Below are 15,812 nucleotides of genomic sequence, written 5' to 3' on the forward strand. Positions count from 1 at the left end.
CCTCGTTAAATCAGAAAACTCGTTATCAAATATTCGGTTGCAGGGCGCGTTTGAAAAACGCCCAGAAATCATCGAGCGGCTCCGTGCTGCGGAAGAGTTTTGCGCGCATAACCGCGCCTTCCCAGCCTGTCCAGAATGTTATCGCCAGTTCACAAGCAGGGCGCATGTCCTTTATCTCATCCTTGTCGATGGCTTCCTGCAGGCAACGAACGATACGCGTTTGCCAGTCAAAAAGAGTAGCTTTGAGCACGTCGGCGAAGGTGTCCGGCAACAAGGGCGATTCCTGTAACAGATTGCCGACCAGGCAGCCTCGCGTGAAGTTAAAGCGAGCCATGCCAAGGCCTGCGGAAAGGACAAAATCGTCAATGCGGGCAAGCGGCGGCAGCGCGGTATTCAGCAGGTGTTTATCGAGCTTTTGCGCAAAGTAGCGCTTATAGGCTGCAAGCACGGCCAGACCAAAGGCTTCCTTGTTGGTGAAGTAATGATAGAAGGAGCCTTTCGGCACGCCGACGGTTTTAACGACGCTATCAATGCCCGTGGAGAGAAAACCGTTTTCTGTGACCATCACTACGCCTGCGCGAATCAGGGCTTCACGGGTATCCGTAAATTCTCTTTCGCTTCTTGGGGGCCGACCCCGACGGGTTTTTATCGCTTCAGCGCTTGTCATCAGAATTTAGACCGATCGTTTTTAAATTGTCATTAGCCTAGGCCTGTTTGGCTAACGAATCAAGAATGCGCGGAGTGAGTTGCAGAATAAGTTGATTTCGCTCAGTTTAAGAAGGCTGAGAGTCTTTCCCGGAGAGAACATGAAAGTCAGACTGGCTTTACCGCACGAGGCGCAGGCGCTGTGGAATATCCGCAACCGGGCGATAAGGCACGGCTGTCGCGAAAGCTATGATGCAGACGTCATCGCCGCATGGACGCCTGAGCTAATGCCCGAAACTTTTCCCCGAGTCATCGTGAATAACCCGTTTTTCGTGGTGGACGATCCGATTAGTAACAGCCCGGCGGCGACGGGTTTTCTGGATCTCGCCTGCGGTTCGGTAGAGGCCGTTTTTACGCTGCCGGCATTTTTGGGGCAGGGAATGGCAAGCAGGATTTTGCAGGCGATAAAAGAAGAGGCGGTAAAAAGAGGATTCACCCAGCTAACCCTTTCCTCAACGCCGAACGCCTGCGAGTTTTATGAAAGAAACGGGTTTACCCTGATACAGGAGGCGCTGTATCCGTCTTCTTTGGCTGGAACCAGCCTGCGCTGTATGGAGATGGTTTGCGTATTGCCGCTTGCCAGTGACATAAAGCGAAACAATTAAATATAAAGGATGAACAAGATGGTAATTTTAAGAGAAATGACGGACGCTGAGTTCCCTTCTTATCGCGCATTATTTATTGCGGAATACGCTTTGGATTTACAACACTCGCGAGGATATTCCGTACAGAAAGCCACGGACATTGCAACCCATGCCATTGACGTTTCCCTGACGGAAGGAGTAAATACTGCCGCTAATAGTCTGTGGTGCATTTTGCCCGAGGATGATGAGAATACCGTCATTGGCTATTTCTGGCTGGTCAGGAACACAGATGCTTGCTGGGTCTGTGATTTTTGCCTGCTTCCGGCATGGCGTGGACGCGGTTTTGGCCGCGTATCGCTTGCTAAAATGGAAGCCCGTATCGTTGAACAACAGGTTAGCGAAATAGGTTTAAGGGTCGCCGTGAACAATCCGGCGGCTAAGGCGTTATATGAAAAAAGCGGATTTCAGATCACCGGCTTCAATATGATCAAAACGATCCCGTAAAACGTACAATGTTTCCCGTGCCGGGCTATTGGCAATATTGCACAAGGCTTTTAGAGCCAGTAAGGTGTGCGCAATTTCTTAAGAGTCGCAGGAAAAAACATGACCACGCATTCCTCAAAAGATCCGCTACACGGAATTACCCTTGAAGCATTGCTGACCGCGCTGGTGGATAAATACGGGTGGGCAGAGCTGGCGAAGCGTATCAACATCAACTGTTTTAAAAGCGATCCGAGCATTAAATCCAGTCTGAAATTTCTGCGCCGAACGCCCTGGGCGCGCAAGGAAGTAGAAGAGCTTTATATTGATTCTCTGTCTGAAAAGACCGCGCCTAAAGACGCGCCGCCAGCCGACAACCCCTGGGCCAACTGGCAGCCGAAAAAAGAAGACTGATTTGCCACTCAGGCCGTTCCATCTTCAAGTCTATCCGTTGAGCAACTGGCTCGATGGATGATGCGGTTGATGCTTTTACAGGGCGATTTGCCGTTGCCTGCGGCAATGCACAATAAAAGCATCTGTCATTCTTCGCAGCTTAAGGTTTCCTTAATTTTATTATGGAAAACTCTTCTGAAATCCAGAGGAGTTTATTATGAAGCTAATAAAAGAAAGGGCGGTCAACCAGTGCGTTACGGTTGTTTTCTGTGCAATTGTGATCCTGCGTTTTTTGCAAATATGGTTTACGGCATAAAGATTTTTCTTCTGCTACGCAGATTTACTCAGAAATGTTGAATCTTACCCATGCGCGACAGCCGGTTTCCGGGCGACGGTTTTCAAGGAAAAACTGGCTTTTGTGCAGTTGGGCTATACGAGTCACTATGCTTAGCCCCAATCCAATACCGCCATAGCGGCGATCCATTCGGACAAAGGCTCTGGTAAGTTCACCGCTTTTACTTTCATCAATGCCGGGACCTTCATCTTCAACGGCCAGTACAGGGCTGGCAGCGTTATCAAGCCGTACGCCGATCGTTGAGTTTTCCGGGCTGTAACGATGCGCATTTTCCACCAGATTGCGCAGCAGCAACTTCATCAGCGTTGCGTCCCCGCGTATAATCACATCTTCAGAAAGTTCAAGCTTAAGCCGTTGCTGGCGCTGTGACAGCAGCGTTTTTAGTTCGAACTCTATGGGTAAAATTACATCCTGTATTAACGAGACATTCTGATAATTGCCTGCGGTAAAAGAGTGCCCGACGCGCGCCAGTTGCAGCAGTTGCGAAACGCTGTTGGTCATTTGATCCAGCCTTTGCAGCAGCGGCTGAACGTTAATGCCGTTATTTCTTTCAATCAGTTCTAAATGCAGTCGGAGCCCGGCAAGCGGGGTACGCAGCTCATGAGCGACGTCAGCGGTAAACAGGCGTTCACGCTCCAGGCTGGATGTTAAACGGGAAACCAGTTGGTTAATCGCCATGGTGACAGCATCAATTTCCCGTACGGAACTGTGACAGTTAATAGATTCAAGGTCGTCCCCGGTACGGTTTTCAAGTTGATTTTGCAGCTCGTATAAAGGCTTGGTTATCCATTTAACCGCCTGAAAGCAGAGCACCAGCGCAAGCGAGATCATCACCAGGCTTGGAACAGCCAGACTGGCCACGGCTTCGTGGATCTCCTTTTCTATATGCTTATGATTATTCAGATTCTTTAGCGATGCATCTACCAGCAGTTGTATTTGCTCTTTGCTCTCATGCCATAGCCATATAACGCTGATCACCTGGCAAACAAACAGGATCAGGCCGACGGTCAGCATAAGGCGAAAACGTAACGTGCTGCCGTTACGCCGCAGGGAAAATAGTCTGTTCATGGCTGATTAATGCTCGCCTGATTTGATCAGGGCGTAACCAAATCCCCGAATGGTGCGAATTGACGATTTGCCAATTTTATCCCGCAGATTATGGATATGAACCTCCAGCGTATTTGTTGAAGGCTCGGTCTCCCAATTATAAATATCATTATAAAGAATCTCACGGTGCACCGGATTACCGGCCTTCAGCAGCAGACGCGAAAGGATGGAATATTCCTTGGGCGTTAAATTCAACGGCTCTTCTTCATGGAAGATCTGACGATGGGTCATATCAAGCACCAGATCGCCAAAGATAATTTTGCTGTCGCCCTGGTTGACGTGCCGACGAATAAGCGCCCGTATGCGAGCCAGTAATTCATCCAGCGCAAAGGGTTTAATTAAATAGTCGTCTGCGCCCGCATCAAGCCCTGCGATACGATCGTTAACGCTATCCCTGGCGGTGAGGATAAGCACCGGCTGCATTTTTTTCTGCCGTCGCTGGCGCAGGAGAAAATGCAGACCGTCTTCATCAGGCAGACCCAAATCCAGAATAAGCAGGCTATAGAGGCTCGAGGCCATACTTGCTTCCGCCTCATGGATGGTCGTCACTCCGTCGCAGACATAGCCTTCACCTTCCAGCGCCAGAAGCAGACCTTGCTGTAACAGGATGTCATCTTCAACCACTAATATTTTCATCTAACTTTTGCTCCGGCATGCCGTCAAAATATCATCGGATGGCACATACTCCCGGGTTTCCGTCCCCGTAATGCCCAACATAGTTGAAAACAGATTATCCTGGGAATAATTTTGTGATGCGGTCATCTTCCTGAGGCAAGTTGCGTCGACAGAATAGCGTTTCTGATAGTCGGCCGACAGCCAGAGCAACATAGGCACTTTCTTCTGTTCCATTGGCGCGATGGCATAGGGCATACCATGCAGATAAACACCGTTTTCCCCCAGCGATTCACCGTGGTCTGAAAGATAAACCAGACTGGTAGTGAAATTATCCTGCTGGGCCTTCAATATGCCAATCGCTTTATCAACAATATAATCGACGTATAAGATCGTGTTGTCATAGGTATTAACCAGTTGTTCGTTGGTGCAGGTCTGTATCTGGTTTGTGTCACAGGTCGGCACGAATTTTCTGAACTGAGGCGGGTAACGGTTGTAATAGGTCGGGCCATGGCTGCCGATGGTGTGCAATACGATAACTCCGTTGCCTTTCAACTGCTTGATGTAATCTTCAATCCCGTGGAAAAGGACATCGTCATAGCATTCACCCTTAATGCACATGCCTGGCAGATTCAGGCTGGTCATATCCTGATGCGGAACGCGATCGCAGGCGCCTTTACAGCCGCCGTCATTTTCATTCCACAGCACGCTAATACCAGCCCGCTGCAGAATATCCAGCAGTCCTTCCTGATGGCTGGCAAGCACGTCGTCATAATGTGAACGGTGCATATTAGAGAACATGCAGGGTACTGACACCGCAGTGGATGTTCCACAGGAAACCGTATTCGGGAACCAGACGACATCGTCCTTTGCCAGCAACGGGTTGGTTACCCGGGAGTAGCCTGAAAGTGAAAAGTCATCCGCACGTGAAGTTTCACCGACAATCAAAATAGTAAGATTCTTTTTAGCGCCGCTGAGCATTTGCGGGTTTTGTCGGGCATCCTCGCCGATACGAACCAATGGCTGGTTAGCAAGCCGGTGATGGGAGTAATAAGACCAGCTCGCAGCAATGCTATTGGAGGGGTTTAGCGCTTTCACCAGCTCTTTGTTATTACGAAATAACGAAGCGTAATCTTTATAGAAAAGCAGCGCTACCAGGCATATCAGGGCGGCTGAAACCAGCACGCTCGCCGCCCGGTAAATAATGCTTTTTCCTGTGTAATTGCCTGTTTTTATACGTATCAAGAAGACCAGCGCGATCATCAACATACCGAAAACCAGCAGGCTGAACAAAAGCTGCGGCGTCATCAGAGCCAACGTTTCTGAAGCCGTGGTATTGAGCATATTGACGATCATCGAACGGTCCAGAACGATGCCGTAGTTGAGAATGAAAAATTGTGCCGCAGCGGACACCAGGATAAAAAGTGCAATCGCCACTCGATCCAGCCAGACAAAGGACAGCAGCGTCACGACAATGTTAATTACGCTAAATGCCACAACGGGCATCGAGAGAAAAACAAAGACGCTGTGTGGCGTCGTCAGCGGCATCACCGCCAAAACCTGACGATAAAAAGCAAAGTTTAAGAAAACGGCAATATAAAAAGAAAACAGTAAAAGAAAAGCAGGCCGGCTAAGCGCTGGTCTTTTCAGGGGTAAAAATGACATACAAAAATCCCTATAAGAAATAATGGGATCAGGGTGCCAGACGAAGATTAGGAAAACCTTAAGAGGCTTAAGGTAGGGAAACGTAATTTATATCAAAGGATTACAGTTAGGGTGAAACAGGGTAAAGAGTTCTGATTGGGCTAAAAATGAAGCCAAAACGCCTTGTGGAGCTAGCTGGCCACAGGTGGGGAAGGGAAGCGCTGACCCATTGAACCTCGTTATCTGTTGTTCAACTCATATTCAGTATCAACGCGAATCGCTGCAATCAATGCTTTAAATGCCGCTGACATTTGTCGGTGACCAGGGAAATAAAGGTAGAAACCCGGTACGGTCGGCGACCAGTCAGCAAGGACTCGCACCAACCGGCCAGCAGCAACATGCTGCCGATTCTCTTCGCTGTCAGCGGCATAAACTAGCCCGATCCCTTGTAGCGAGACGTCGATCATCATGTCGACCGTATCAAGCACCAGCGGGCCGCGTACCGGTATCGCGACATGCTTACCGTCTTTGGCAAATTCCCATCGATACAGATTACCGCTGGAGATTTCACGCCTGCCAATACACAAATGTTGCTGCAGGTCTTGCGGCGTCTGCGGCAGAGGGAAACGGCGAAAATAATCGGGCGAACCATACACAGCGGCGGTGAGATCCTGCGTGACCCGCACCGCGTTCATATCCTGCGGAATATCAGAACGCAGACGAATACCGGCATCAAAGCCCTCTTTGACAATATCCACAAAGCTATCATTGAGTGAGATTTCCAGCGTTATATCGGGGAAATCACGCCAGAACCGCTGAAAAATGGGCGCAAAGACCATCTGATACGCAATGCGTGGAGAGTTGATCCGCAGTTTGCCCCTGGGATGCTGGCGAAAGGTGTTCACGTCTTCGACCGCTTCCGAAATAGTCGAAAAGGCAGGGGCAATTTTATCCAGTAATGCCATTCCGGCTGCGGTAGGCGAGACGGTGCGGGTGGTGCGATTAAGCAGTCTGACGCCGAGCCGTTCTTCCAGCGATCTCAAAGAATGGCTGAGAGTCGAGGAAGTCAGGTTAAGTCGCGCGGCGGCTCGTCGGAAACTCCGCTCTTCGGCAACGGCGACAAAGGCGATCAGTTCACCTAGCTCATTGGTGCGCATGTTGGTTTTCCTATTGATGAATATGAGCCAGTAGTACATGCGATATAGCATGGCTTATTTTAAACAATAAAGCATCTTATAGTCGGTCCATCAGTCTTCGGATACTCGTTACGTATTGACGCCGCTCGTACAACCCGCACCAGGTAAGACAACCTTCAGAAATAATAAGGAAAACACTATGAAAACTTTCACCGATAAAGTTGTACTGGTTACCGGCGGTACTTCAGGTATTGGCCGGGCAACTGCTCTTGCCTTTGCCCGGGAAGGGGCTAACGTTGCCGTTGTCGGCCGTCGGGAAACTGAGGGCAAAGAAACTGTCGCACTCATCGAGCAGGCAGGCGGCAAAGGCCTCTTTGTACAGGCCGATCTTTCGGTCGAAGAAGCGGTTGCTTTCTCAGTCGCGCGAACCGTTGAGGTGTTTGGCGGCTTACATTTCGCATTCAACAACGCAGGTATTTTCCTCCCGCCAGCACCCATTACTGAAACCTCATCTGACGCCATTGACCGCATTCTGACCGTCAATGTGCGTGGTACTGCGCTTTGTATGAAACATCAAATCCCTGCGATACTGAAAAGTGGCGGCGGTGGCATCGTCAATACCGCCTCGTTCCTGGGACTCCGGGCCTTTCCTGGGTCGGCAATATACAACGCAAGCAAGTTTGCCGTTATCGGACTGACCAAATCAGCAGCAGTGGAGTTTGCTTCGCAGGGAGTCCGAATCAATGCGGTGTGTCCGGGCGTAATCGACACGCCTATGAACGAGGAGTTACGGGCAGAAGAAAGCGGTCGTGATTTTCTTAACGGCCTGCAACCGATGAAACGCACCGGGCGTCCCGAAGAGATTGCAGGGGCGGTACTTTACCTGTGTTCACCAGGGGCGGGATTTATCACCGGCACGACTCTCAGCGTTGATGGAGGGATCACGGTTTAGGTGTTTTTCTTTTCCAGGCGAACTCCAACGGCAGGCATTAACATTCAGCCAATACAATCTTAGTGCGCATAATGTATATTATGTTAAATACGATTAAGGGCGCCGTAAGCATCCTGTCCATCCCTTACAGCTCAATGCCATCCAATCCAGTAGCAATCTCTTCTTTTTCCACGCCATTCTTAATGCTTACCCGGTTTTATAATGCCCTTCTCTTTTTGTCCTTATCATACGAGAATGTTTCTCCCAGAACGTCTGTCAGAAAAACGGAGTCTATCATCATCTGTTCTCATCGCTTTTCGCGCATCGCCAAAGTGAAAAAATCAGGCGTTCTTTTTGCCGCTGCGCTTCTTCTTGCCAGTTGCGCCTCTGCGCCGCCGACATCGCTTATCACTCCGCTTCCTCATGGCGTTAAGCCAGTTCCGGGTAAAGCTGCGCAGAATCAGGAACAGCTACGCGGCGTCTGGCTGACGACGGTTTCCCGCCTTGACTGGCCGCCAATAGCATCCGTTAACGGCGGTAGCGCTGCCAGCCGCATCAGCCAGCAAAAAGAAGCGCTGAAAGACAAGTTAGATAATTTAAAAAGTCTCGGCATCAATACCGTGTTCTTTCAGGTTAAGCCTGATGGCACCGCGATGTGGCCGTCCAAAATTTTGCCATGGTCGGATATGCTGACCGGACATATCGGCGAGGATCCGGGCTACGATCCGCTGCGGTTTATGCTTGATGAAGCACACAAACGTGGCATAAAAGTTCATGCCTGGTTTAACCCCTATCGCGTATCCGTTAACACCAAACCTGCAACGGTTGCCGAACTTAACCGTACCCTATCCCAACAACCGCCCAGCGTGTTCGTGCTGCATCACGACTGGATACGCACCGCCGGCGAGCGTTTCGTGCTCGACCCGGGCATTCCTGATGTCCGTGACTGGATAACCAGTATCGTGGCCGAAGTCGTTACGCGTTATCCCGTTGACGGCGTGCAGTTTGATGACTATTTCTATGCCGAATCACCCGGCTCCGTCATTAATGACGGCCAGACGTTCAAAACCTACGGCCAGGGATTTAACTCGAAAGCGGACTGGCGAAGGCACAATACTCAGCAATTAATTGAGCAGGTTTCGCGTACGATCAAACAGTTGAAACCTGGCGTTGAATTTGGCGTCAGCCCGGCTGGCGTATGGCGTAATCGTTCACACGATGCGGCTGGTTCAGATACGCGAGGCGCTGCGGCATATGATGAATCTTATGCCGATACCCGTCGTTGGGTACAACAGGGTCTGCTGGATTATATTGCGCCGCAGCTATACTGGCCCTTCTCGCGCGATGCGGCCCGTTATGACGTACTCGCAAAATGGTGGGCGGACGTGGTGAAGCCAACAAACACGCGCCTTTATATCGGCCTGGCGTTGTACAAAGTGGGAATGCCGTCAAAGAATGAGCCGGACTGGATGATAAACGGCGGTGTACCGGAGCTAAAAAAACAGTTGGATTTGAACGAGTCCGTGCCGCAAATTAAAGGCACGATTCTGTTCAGAGAAGACTACCTTAATCAACCGCAAACCCGGGAAGCAGTCAGCTACCTTAAAAGCCGGTGGGGAAACTAAACAAAGTACGCAGAATTTTGCTAATCCGGCATACGTAATGTATTGAATTAATATAAAAAAGCCAGAAAACGAAGCGCTACGTGAATTCTGCGTTTTTTGCAGCACATAGCTACAGCAGAATTCACACAGGCGCGTCAAAAAAGGGCAGTTTCCTGCCCTTATTCCATGCCCGGTATTTTATTGCGCAGCGCTCACTCGCCAGATGGCGTCTCCGGCATCATCGGCAACCAGTACTCCGCCCTGTTTATCCATTGCCAGGCCTACCGGTAAGCCGCGAACCTGTTTTTGATCGTCGGTCAGAAAACCGGTGACAACCGGTTTTGGTAAGCCAACCGGCTGACCATTTTCAAATTTCACCCACATAACCTGATAACCGTTTAGCGGTTTTCGGTTCCAGCTTCCGTGTTCGCTGACAAACGCGCCGTCCCGGTACTGCGGCATGTTGTCTCCGGTATAAAACAGGAAGCCAAGCGGGGCCACGTGAGAGCTGATTGCATAATCGGGTTTAATGGCTTTCTCGACCAAATCCGGACGCGGCGGTTTAACTCGCTCGTCTACATGCTGCCCAAAGTAGCTGTACGGCCAGCCGTAAAATCCTTTCTCCTGCACGGATGTCATATAGTCCGGCACAAGGTCGGAGCCGATTTCATCTCGTTCATTGACGATCGCCCAAAGTTTTCCGCTTTTAGGTTCCCATTGCAGACCCGTTGGATTTCGTAGCCCGTTTGCATAAATGCGGCTGGAGCCCGTGGCCGCATCCACCTCAAGCACGGCGGCTCGCCTGTCTTCCGCGCCGATGCCGTTCTCGGTAATGTTGCTGTTGGAACCCACGCCGACATACAGCTTGCTGCCGTCCGGGCTTGCCAGCAGGGATTTAGTCCAGTGGTGATTGATAGGTCCGCCTGGCAATTCCGTGACAACGTCACCTGGAGCGGTGATTTCAGTCTGGCCTTCCTGATAAGGGTATTTCACCAGGCTATCCGCGTTGGCGACCCACAGGGTGTTACCGATAAGCTGCATGCCGAACGGGGAATTCAGGCGCTCAATGAAGATATGTTTTTCCCATTTCCCGTTCACGTTACGCAGCAGCGTAATGCGGTTGCCGCCCTCGCCGCCTTTACCCGATGATTTTTGCACCAGCCCCATAATCATTTCTTTCGGCCGGGCTGGCGCTGCTTTTTTCGGGCCGTTTGCTTCCGCCACTAAAACATCGTTGTTCGGCAGCACGTACACCTGGCGAGGATGCTTCAGCCCTTCGGCGATTTTTTCGATCTTCAGCCCTTCGGCCACTTTAGGCATTTCACCCTTTTTCCAGGCAGCCGCTTCGGGCACCTGCATCGGCGGCAAAAGGAAGTTTTGCGCTTGAGGAAGTTCAGGGTTCGGGCCCATCTGTTTTTGCGGATCTATCTGCGCATTGTCATCACAACCGCTCAGTACACTTGCGAGGATAACGGCAATTAACGCACGCTTATGAATATTCATGCTGGCTTCTCCTCAGGCAATGCGTTCACGCAGCGCAAGTTGAACATTACCCAGCAGCAAAAGCAGCACTACCAGCGTTGAGAGGATCACCCCCATCGGCACCACCGCATAAGCATCGCGGCTGTGGATAAAAGCGTTGAAAATGGCAAGTACAATGGCGAGCAGGCTTAGCCAGAAGTGAACTTTCACCGGCGAACTTTGCGGGTAATTCACCCCCGACCAGACAAGCACCGCATTGATAATTCTGGGGATAATGGCAATCAACAGGCCAATCACAATTAACCAGTTGGCCGCGTCAGTCCACATCTGACTAAAGGTTTTCATATACACGATGTCGAAGACCCAGGCCGCGACAAAAAAACCGAGAGGAATGGGATTTAGCAGTTCGTAAAGCGCCACGACCGGTGCCGGGCGCCCTGTAGCAAGATGCGTTTGCATTTCCGTCTCCTTTGTACTTTCAGATTGGCCGCGTCAAATATGCGCAAATCAGCGAGTTAGCCTACCTGTAAAGATTAGTAAATCTAAAGGATAACGGCGGGTTAATTATCGGCCCCTGCGTAGTGCACCACCAGCCAGACCGTGGGCATGCTGGCATCCGTCCATTCAACGCGGTGCCGGCTGTGCGCCGGAATATTCACGAAATCGCCGGGATAGAGCACCCGCGTTCGCGTTTCCGATTCGAATCTCAGACCAGCCGATCCCCGCAGTAAAATAACCCATTCGTTTTCCGCCTGGCAGTACCAGCTTCCTGCAGGTGTTGCCTGGCCCGTCGAAATGATCCTTTCAATTTTTATGCCAGGCGCTGACAGCAACGCGTCAAAGGTTTCAGCTTCTTCACGTAATACTGCATCAGGAAAATGAGTAAACAAATTCACAAGCATTTCGACGACCTCAGCAGATGGTTTTCTCAGACGATGACTTTTTGCGTTTCAGCGCTCAGCTCCCCATGCAGCATGTCGGTTGCATTCGGCGGCGGCAGTAAATTATCCAGAACGCCATTGCTGACTTCGACGCGTTCGATTTCACCGTTTTCATGGTGGTAAACCGTCAGCACCCTTCCCTGACTAAGATCGTAAGCGACCCGATCGGTGATGTGCAGGCTGGCCGCCAGCTCCGTTTTTTCAAGGCCGGGCCTGCGGTTACGCCGTTCTACACGGAATCGATGCTGGTTGTATTTCGCCCAGCCAATAAGCAACAGACCGTTAGCCAGAGCAACCAGCATATAAAAGGTCACCGTATTGAGCGTCGTGAAGAAAGGCCTTAATCCCATAAAAGGAGAATGCGCCAGCGCGGTTATCAGACCGTTATAGATCAGGTATGAAAACCCAATCCAGGCCACCAGCGTCAGAATCATATCCATTAGCCTTGGAACGAGACGACGCTCGGTAAAGATCAGGGGTTGGTTCATGGTTCAATCCTCCCAATACCGCGATCGGGACTGACCCAACGAGCCCTGTCGCGCTTACGCTTGAGCATGACTTTCGGGAAAGACACAAGGGTTGTGAACAGGCTTAGCATCCAGTAGACCACCGGGAACCAGATTATCCAGAACAACGAGGCGGAGATGCCCTTTTCATAGCGCCGCTCGATAAGCAGACTGACCAGGAACTGCACGATACATACCACGCCGAGCATCAGCCCGGTAAACGCCGGTGGGAACAGATGTTGTACATATAAGGTGTCAGGCATCGGCACGAGCAGCCCGAGGACAAACAGCAGGATACTGACCGCATAAGCGAAGGCCCAGGCGGTGGACAGGCAAAACTCAATGAATAGCGGCCACATGCGGCGGTATTCCCAGGACCACAGGCGGCGCATATTGACGATAAACACTTCCGCTCCGCCCTGCGCCCAGCGCAGGCGCTGCTTCCATAATCCTTTTAACGTTTCCGGCATCAGGATCCAGCACAGCGCGCGTGGCTCAAAGAATACCGACCAGTGGCGTAGCTGCAGCTTCCAGCTAATATCGATATCCTCGGTTATCATATCCGGGCTCCAGTAACCCACCTCAGCCAGCGCGCGGCGTCGAAAAGCGGCAACAACGCCGGAAACGGCAAAAACTTGCCCATAAATACGCTGGGTGCGCTTGATCAAACCGATAATTGACGAGAATTCTCCCACCTGTACACGCCCAATCAGCGTCGAACGGGTGCGAATACGCGGATTACCGGTAACGGCGCCCACGCGTGGGAACTGCAAAAGCGGCGCGACCATATAGGCAACCGCATCCCGATCCAGCAGGGCATCGCCGTCGATACAAACAAGGAAGTCGCTGCGGGCCGCGGCCGCGCCGGTTTTGAGCGCTACGGCTTTGCCCTGATTTTCGGCCAGATGAATCACTCGCAGCCTTGTGTATTCATTAGCTAACTGGTCCAGCACCTCGCCGGTGTTATCTTTAGAGCCGTCGTTAATAGCGATAATTTCAATCTTCTGGTAGCGCTGTGCGTTTGCCGCCTCAATGGTTTCCCGTGCGTTCACCCCTTCGTTGTAACAAGGAATAAGGATAGAAATCAGCGGCTCGCCCTCAAGCGTTGGCGGAGGCGTTCCTTCCCCCCATTTCCAGTGTCGCTCACGGTAAAACCAGAAATACAGCCCGCCGCTAATCCATAGCGCTGACATAAACAGGGGCCAGAAAAAGACGAAATTCAGCATCACTTCGCCGGTAAAGATGGCAGCCATACCTAACGGAAGGCTGAACATCAGGCAAAGGATGAGGAAGGCTACGATGCGATCGGTCATTTTTGCGGATACCAGTATGATGAGAATGTAGAGCGGATCTCTGACATCTCAGGTTTATCGTTGAGGAAATCGTCGGGGTAATAGCCGTAGTTGACGGCGCCGCTTAGCTTCAACTGACGCATCCACTCAGCCAACTGCTTGCCGTCGATCTCGTCGTGTGTCCCGTTTTTACGCCAGTCCCGCGCCTGCAGTTCAAACACGGTTTTATCGAGCGCATCGGGGTGCTGTGCAACGGTATTCACCAGTTTGTCCAGCCAGGCATTGGCCTCATCGGCCGGAACGTTCTCCATAAGCGGCATGGCCATCGGCGCCGTCCAGTCGTAGGCGCCAAGGAAATCAGTGAGGTTTTGTGCAAACCAGGCCTCGCTTTTGGGCTCCAGTATCGGCAGGGCATAAATATTGCGCGCTGTTTTCACCTGCGGCCCGCGAATAGCCCGCACGGCCTGGGTAAGCTGCTGGATGAAATCGATAAGCGCCCTGCTTTTGAAACGCGTCCAGCGCTCAAAGGTCTGTGGATCGTTGCGGATCTGGGCGATATTGCCCGGGAAGCCCGCGGCACGGTAGGCCGCTAAAGCATCTGGCGAGGCATCTTCAAAATCCGTCAGGAAGGCATCGTCATGGAACAGAATCCCTCGGAAACTGGTCTGTTTTGCCAGGTCCTGGTAGATCTCGGTGATACGTTGACGAGCTTCACTGCTCCAGGGGGAAAGACGGACGTATTGCTGCGGATCTACGGCGCTGCGGCCCGTATCAGGGTTCCATTTCGCAACCCTTGGAATCGAATCATCCAAATCGAAGGCCAGCACCGGCATCCAGGCGAAAACGTCTACGTTTGCACGGCTTTGCAACTGCCAGGAGACAAAGTTAAATAAGTCGGCACGCATCGGCAGCCAGCGGTTCGGGAAATACAGCTCGCGGATATTGCCGTCGCCTTTCGGGTCCGCATAGGCCTGCAGGAAGACGTGTGAAATCCGCATGTCGTAAACACGCTGGATGAGCTTGTCGATATTGCGGCGCTGCTGGTCCGGATTGCTGTCGTAAACATAATCCAGATCGACATGCATCACGCGCATGGTGCGCGGCTCGCGAACCTGCGCGACCTGGCTTGCAAAGCCTTTAAGCGACGGGTTATCGGACACTAATATGCGGGGAAGATCGTCCAGATCGGCGGCGTTTGCCAGCCCTTCATTAAGCGTGAACGCCATCCGGTAGCCGTGCTCTTTGGCAAGCTGCAGCGTCACTCCGCTCGCGGCGCCGTACGGCCAGACCCAGGCTCGCGGCGCTTTGCCGGTTACCTCGGTGATTTTGTTTGTGATAAGCGTGACGTCTTTATTTATGCGCTGGTAAAACTGCTCGTCCGTTTCGTACTTGCCGGTGGCCTTATCGTATTCACGGTTTGCTACGGCAGGCAGCTTGCTTCCCTGAGGATTACCCTGCGCCCCGTAATGCGAAGCCCAGGTATGCGCTCCGATTTCAACCAGCGAGGATTTTCCTACCTCGCGCACCATATCCCAGGTAGCGAACTTGCTGCGCGGCGTCATTAAGCCGCCAAAATCGACGGGTTTGTTGGCTGGCGCATCGACCCAGCTTCCTACCGGCGCCCACAGGGCTGGCCAGTTATAGGATTTCAGCAACGGCCAGACGCGCGTGTAAAAACTGCTGTAACCGTCATCGAAAGTCAGGAGCACCGCTTTTTCCGGCAGGACAATTTTACCGTCATGCGCATCCAGAATTTGCTGCACGCTGACCGGGTGATAGCCATTGTCACGCAGCCAGGCTATCTGATCGCTAAGCGCGCTGGTTCGTACCGAGAGATAACGCTGATCGGCGGCGTCATCTTCAACGTCGTGATAGCCAATAACCAAAAAACTGTTTTTTGGCCATGCATGATCCGCGGTGAGCGGCGCTCTGTCCGCTGGCGAAACATAGCGTGGCGCCTGTGCGCTTCCACAGGCGGTTATCAGTATCCATCCGGCGATTAAAATTGCGGCCCGCAGCCATCTTTTAAACATGTGCTGT

The 15,812-nt window shown here is 51.7% G+C and carries 16 protein-coding genes; 5 read left to right on the forward strand and 11 right to left on the reverse strand.

Annotated elements, in window-relative coordinates; all coding sequences use genetic code 11:
* Positions 1–25 precede the first annotated feature (25 nt).
* Complete coding sequence (acuR, locus tag MUA00_RS18805) at positions 26–667, reverse strand: acrylate utilization transcriptional regulator AcuR (protein WP_271124515.1); 642 nt, start codon at positions 665–667, stop codon at positions 26–28.
* Between the two features lie 139 nt (positions 668–806).
* Between acuR and MUA00_RS18810 the strand changes: the two genes are divergently transcribed.
* From MUA00_RS18810 to MUA00_RS18820, 3 genes are all read left to right on the forward strand, one after another.
* On the forward strand, positions 807–1,310 hold the full coding sequence (locus MUA00_RS18810; RefSeq protein ID WP_271124516.1) for a GNAT family N-acetyltransferase: 504 nt from the start codon (positions 807–809) through the stop codon (positions 1,308–1,310).
* Positions 1,311–1,328: 18 nt separating this feature from the next.
* On the forward strand, positions 1,329–1,793 hold the full coding sequence (locus MUA00_RS18815) for a GNAT family N-acetyltransferase (protein WP_271124517.1): 465 nt from the start codon (positions 1,329–1,331) through the stop codon (positions 1,791–1,793).
* A gap of 99 nt (positions 1,794–1,892) precedes the next feature.
* Entirely contained in the window at positions 1,893–2,183 is a 291-nt protein-coding gene (locus MUA00_RS18820) for a VF530 family protein (protein ID WP_271124518.1), read from the forward strand.
* A gap of 319 nt (positions 2,184–2,502) precedes the next feature.
* On the opposite strand, the gene pmrB is transcribed toward MUA00_RS18820, so the two are convergent.
* From pmrB to MUA00_RS18840, 4 genes are all read right to left on the reverse strand, one after another.
* On the reverse strand, positions 2,503–3,585 hold the full coding sequence (gene pmrB, locus MUA00_RS18825; protein WP_271124519.1) for a two-component system sensor histidine kinase PmrB: 1,083 nt from the start codon (positions 3,583–3,585) through the stop codon (positions 2,503–2,505).
* A 6-nt stretch (positions 3,586–3,591) separates the two neighbouring features.
* Positions 3,592–4,260 carry a two-component system response regulator PmrA gene (pmrA, locus tag MUA00_RS18830; RefSeq protein WP_271124520.1) on the reverse strand — a complete coding sequence of 223 codons (669 nt, stop codon included), beginning with the start codon at positions 4,258–4,260 and terminating at the stop codon, positions 3,592–3,594.
* Entirely contained in the window at positions 4,261–5,901 is a 1,641-nt protein-coding gene (gene eptA, locus MUA00_RS18835) for a phosphoethanolamine transferase EptA (RefSeq protein WP_271124521.1), read from the reverse strand.
* Positions 5,902–6,119: 218 nt separating this feature from the next.
* Positions 6,120–7,076 carry a LysR family transcriptional regulator gene (locus MUA00_RS18840; RefSeq protein WP_271124522.1) on the reverse strand — a complete coding sequence of 319 codons (957 nt, stop codon included), beginning with the start codon at positions 7,074–7,076 and terminating at the stop codon, positions 6,120–6,122.
* Between the two features lie 139 nt (positions 7,077–7,215).
* On the opposite strand from MUA00_RS18840, the gene MUA00_RS18845 reads away from it, so the two are divergent.
* Positions 7,216–7,968, forward strand: coding sequence for a glucose 1-dehydrogenase (locus MUA00_RS18845; protein ID WP_271124523.1), 753 nt, complete (start codon positions 7,216–7,218; stop codon positions 7,966–7,968).
* A 311-nt stretch (positions 7,969–8,279) separates the two neighbouring features.
* The gene (locus MUA00_RS18850; RefSeq protein ID WP_271124524.1) at positions 8,280–9,572 is read left to right on the forward strand and encodes a glycoside hydrolase family 10 protein; all 1,293 of its coding nucleotides are present in this window, start codon (positions 8,280–8,282) and stop codon (positions 9,570–9,572) included.
* 177 nt (positions 9,573–9,749) lie between these two features.
* On the opposite strand, the gene MUA00_RS18855 is transcribed toward MUA00_RS18850, so the two are convergent.
* From MUA00_RS18855 to pgaB, 6 genes are all read right to left on the reverse strand, one after another.
* Positions 9,750–11,054, reverse strand: coding sequence for a PQQ-dependent sugar dehydrogenase (locus tag MUA00_RS18855; RefSeq protein WP_271124525.1), 1,305 nt, complete (start codon positions 11,052–11,054; stop codon positions 9,750–9,752).
* A 12-nt stretch (positions 11,055–11,066) separates the two neighbouring features.
* Positions 11,067–11,492 (reverse strand): DUF2231 domain-containing protein, encoded by a 426-nt coding sequence (locus MUA00_RS18860; protein WP_271124526.1) that lies wholly within the window; start codon positions 11,490–11,492, stop codon positions 11,067–11,069.
* Between the two features lie 101 nt (positions 11,493–11,593).
* Positions 11,594–11,935 (reverse strand): cupin domain-containing protein, encoded by a 342-nt coding sequence (locus MUA00_RS18865; RefSeq protein ID WP_271124527.1) that lies wholly within the window; start codon positions 11,933–11,935, stop codon positions 11,594–11,596.
* Positions 11,936–11,961: 26 nt separating this feature from the next.
* Positions 11,962–12,462, reverse strand: a complete 501-nt coding sequence (gene pgaD / locus MUA00_RS18870; protein ID WP_271124528.1) for a poly-beta-1,6-N-acetyl-D-glucosamine biosynthesis protein PgaD — start codon at positions 12,460–12,462, stop codon at positions 11,962–11,964.
* Positions 12,459–13,793, reverse strand: a complete 1,335-nt coding sequence (gene pgaC, locus MUA00_RS18875; protein WP_271124529.1) for a poly-beta-1,6-N-acetyl-D-glucosamine synthase — start codon at positions 13,791–13,793, stop codon at positions 12,459–12,461. Before pgaC ends, pgaD begins: the two co-directional genes overlap by 4 nt.
* Positions 13,790–15,805 (reverse strand): poly-beta-1,6-N-acetyl-D-glucosamine N-deacetylase PgaB, encoded by a 2,016-nt coding sequence (pgaB, locus tag MUA00_RS18880; protein ID WP_271124530.1) that lies wholly within the window; start codon positions 15,803–15,805, stop codon positions 13,790–13,792. Before pgaB ends, pgaC begins: the two co-directional genes overlap by 4 nt.
* Positions 15,806–15,812: the final 7 nt, after the last annotated feature.

Source organism: Dryocola boscaweniae (assembly GCF_025215095.1).
GTDB lineage: Bacteria > Pseudomonadota > Gammaproteobacteria > Enterobacterales > Enterobacteriaceae > Dryocola > Dryocola boscaweniae.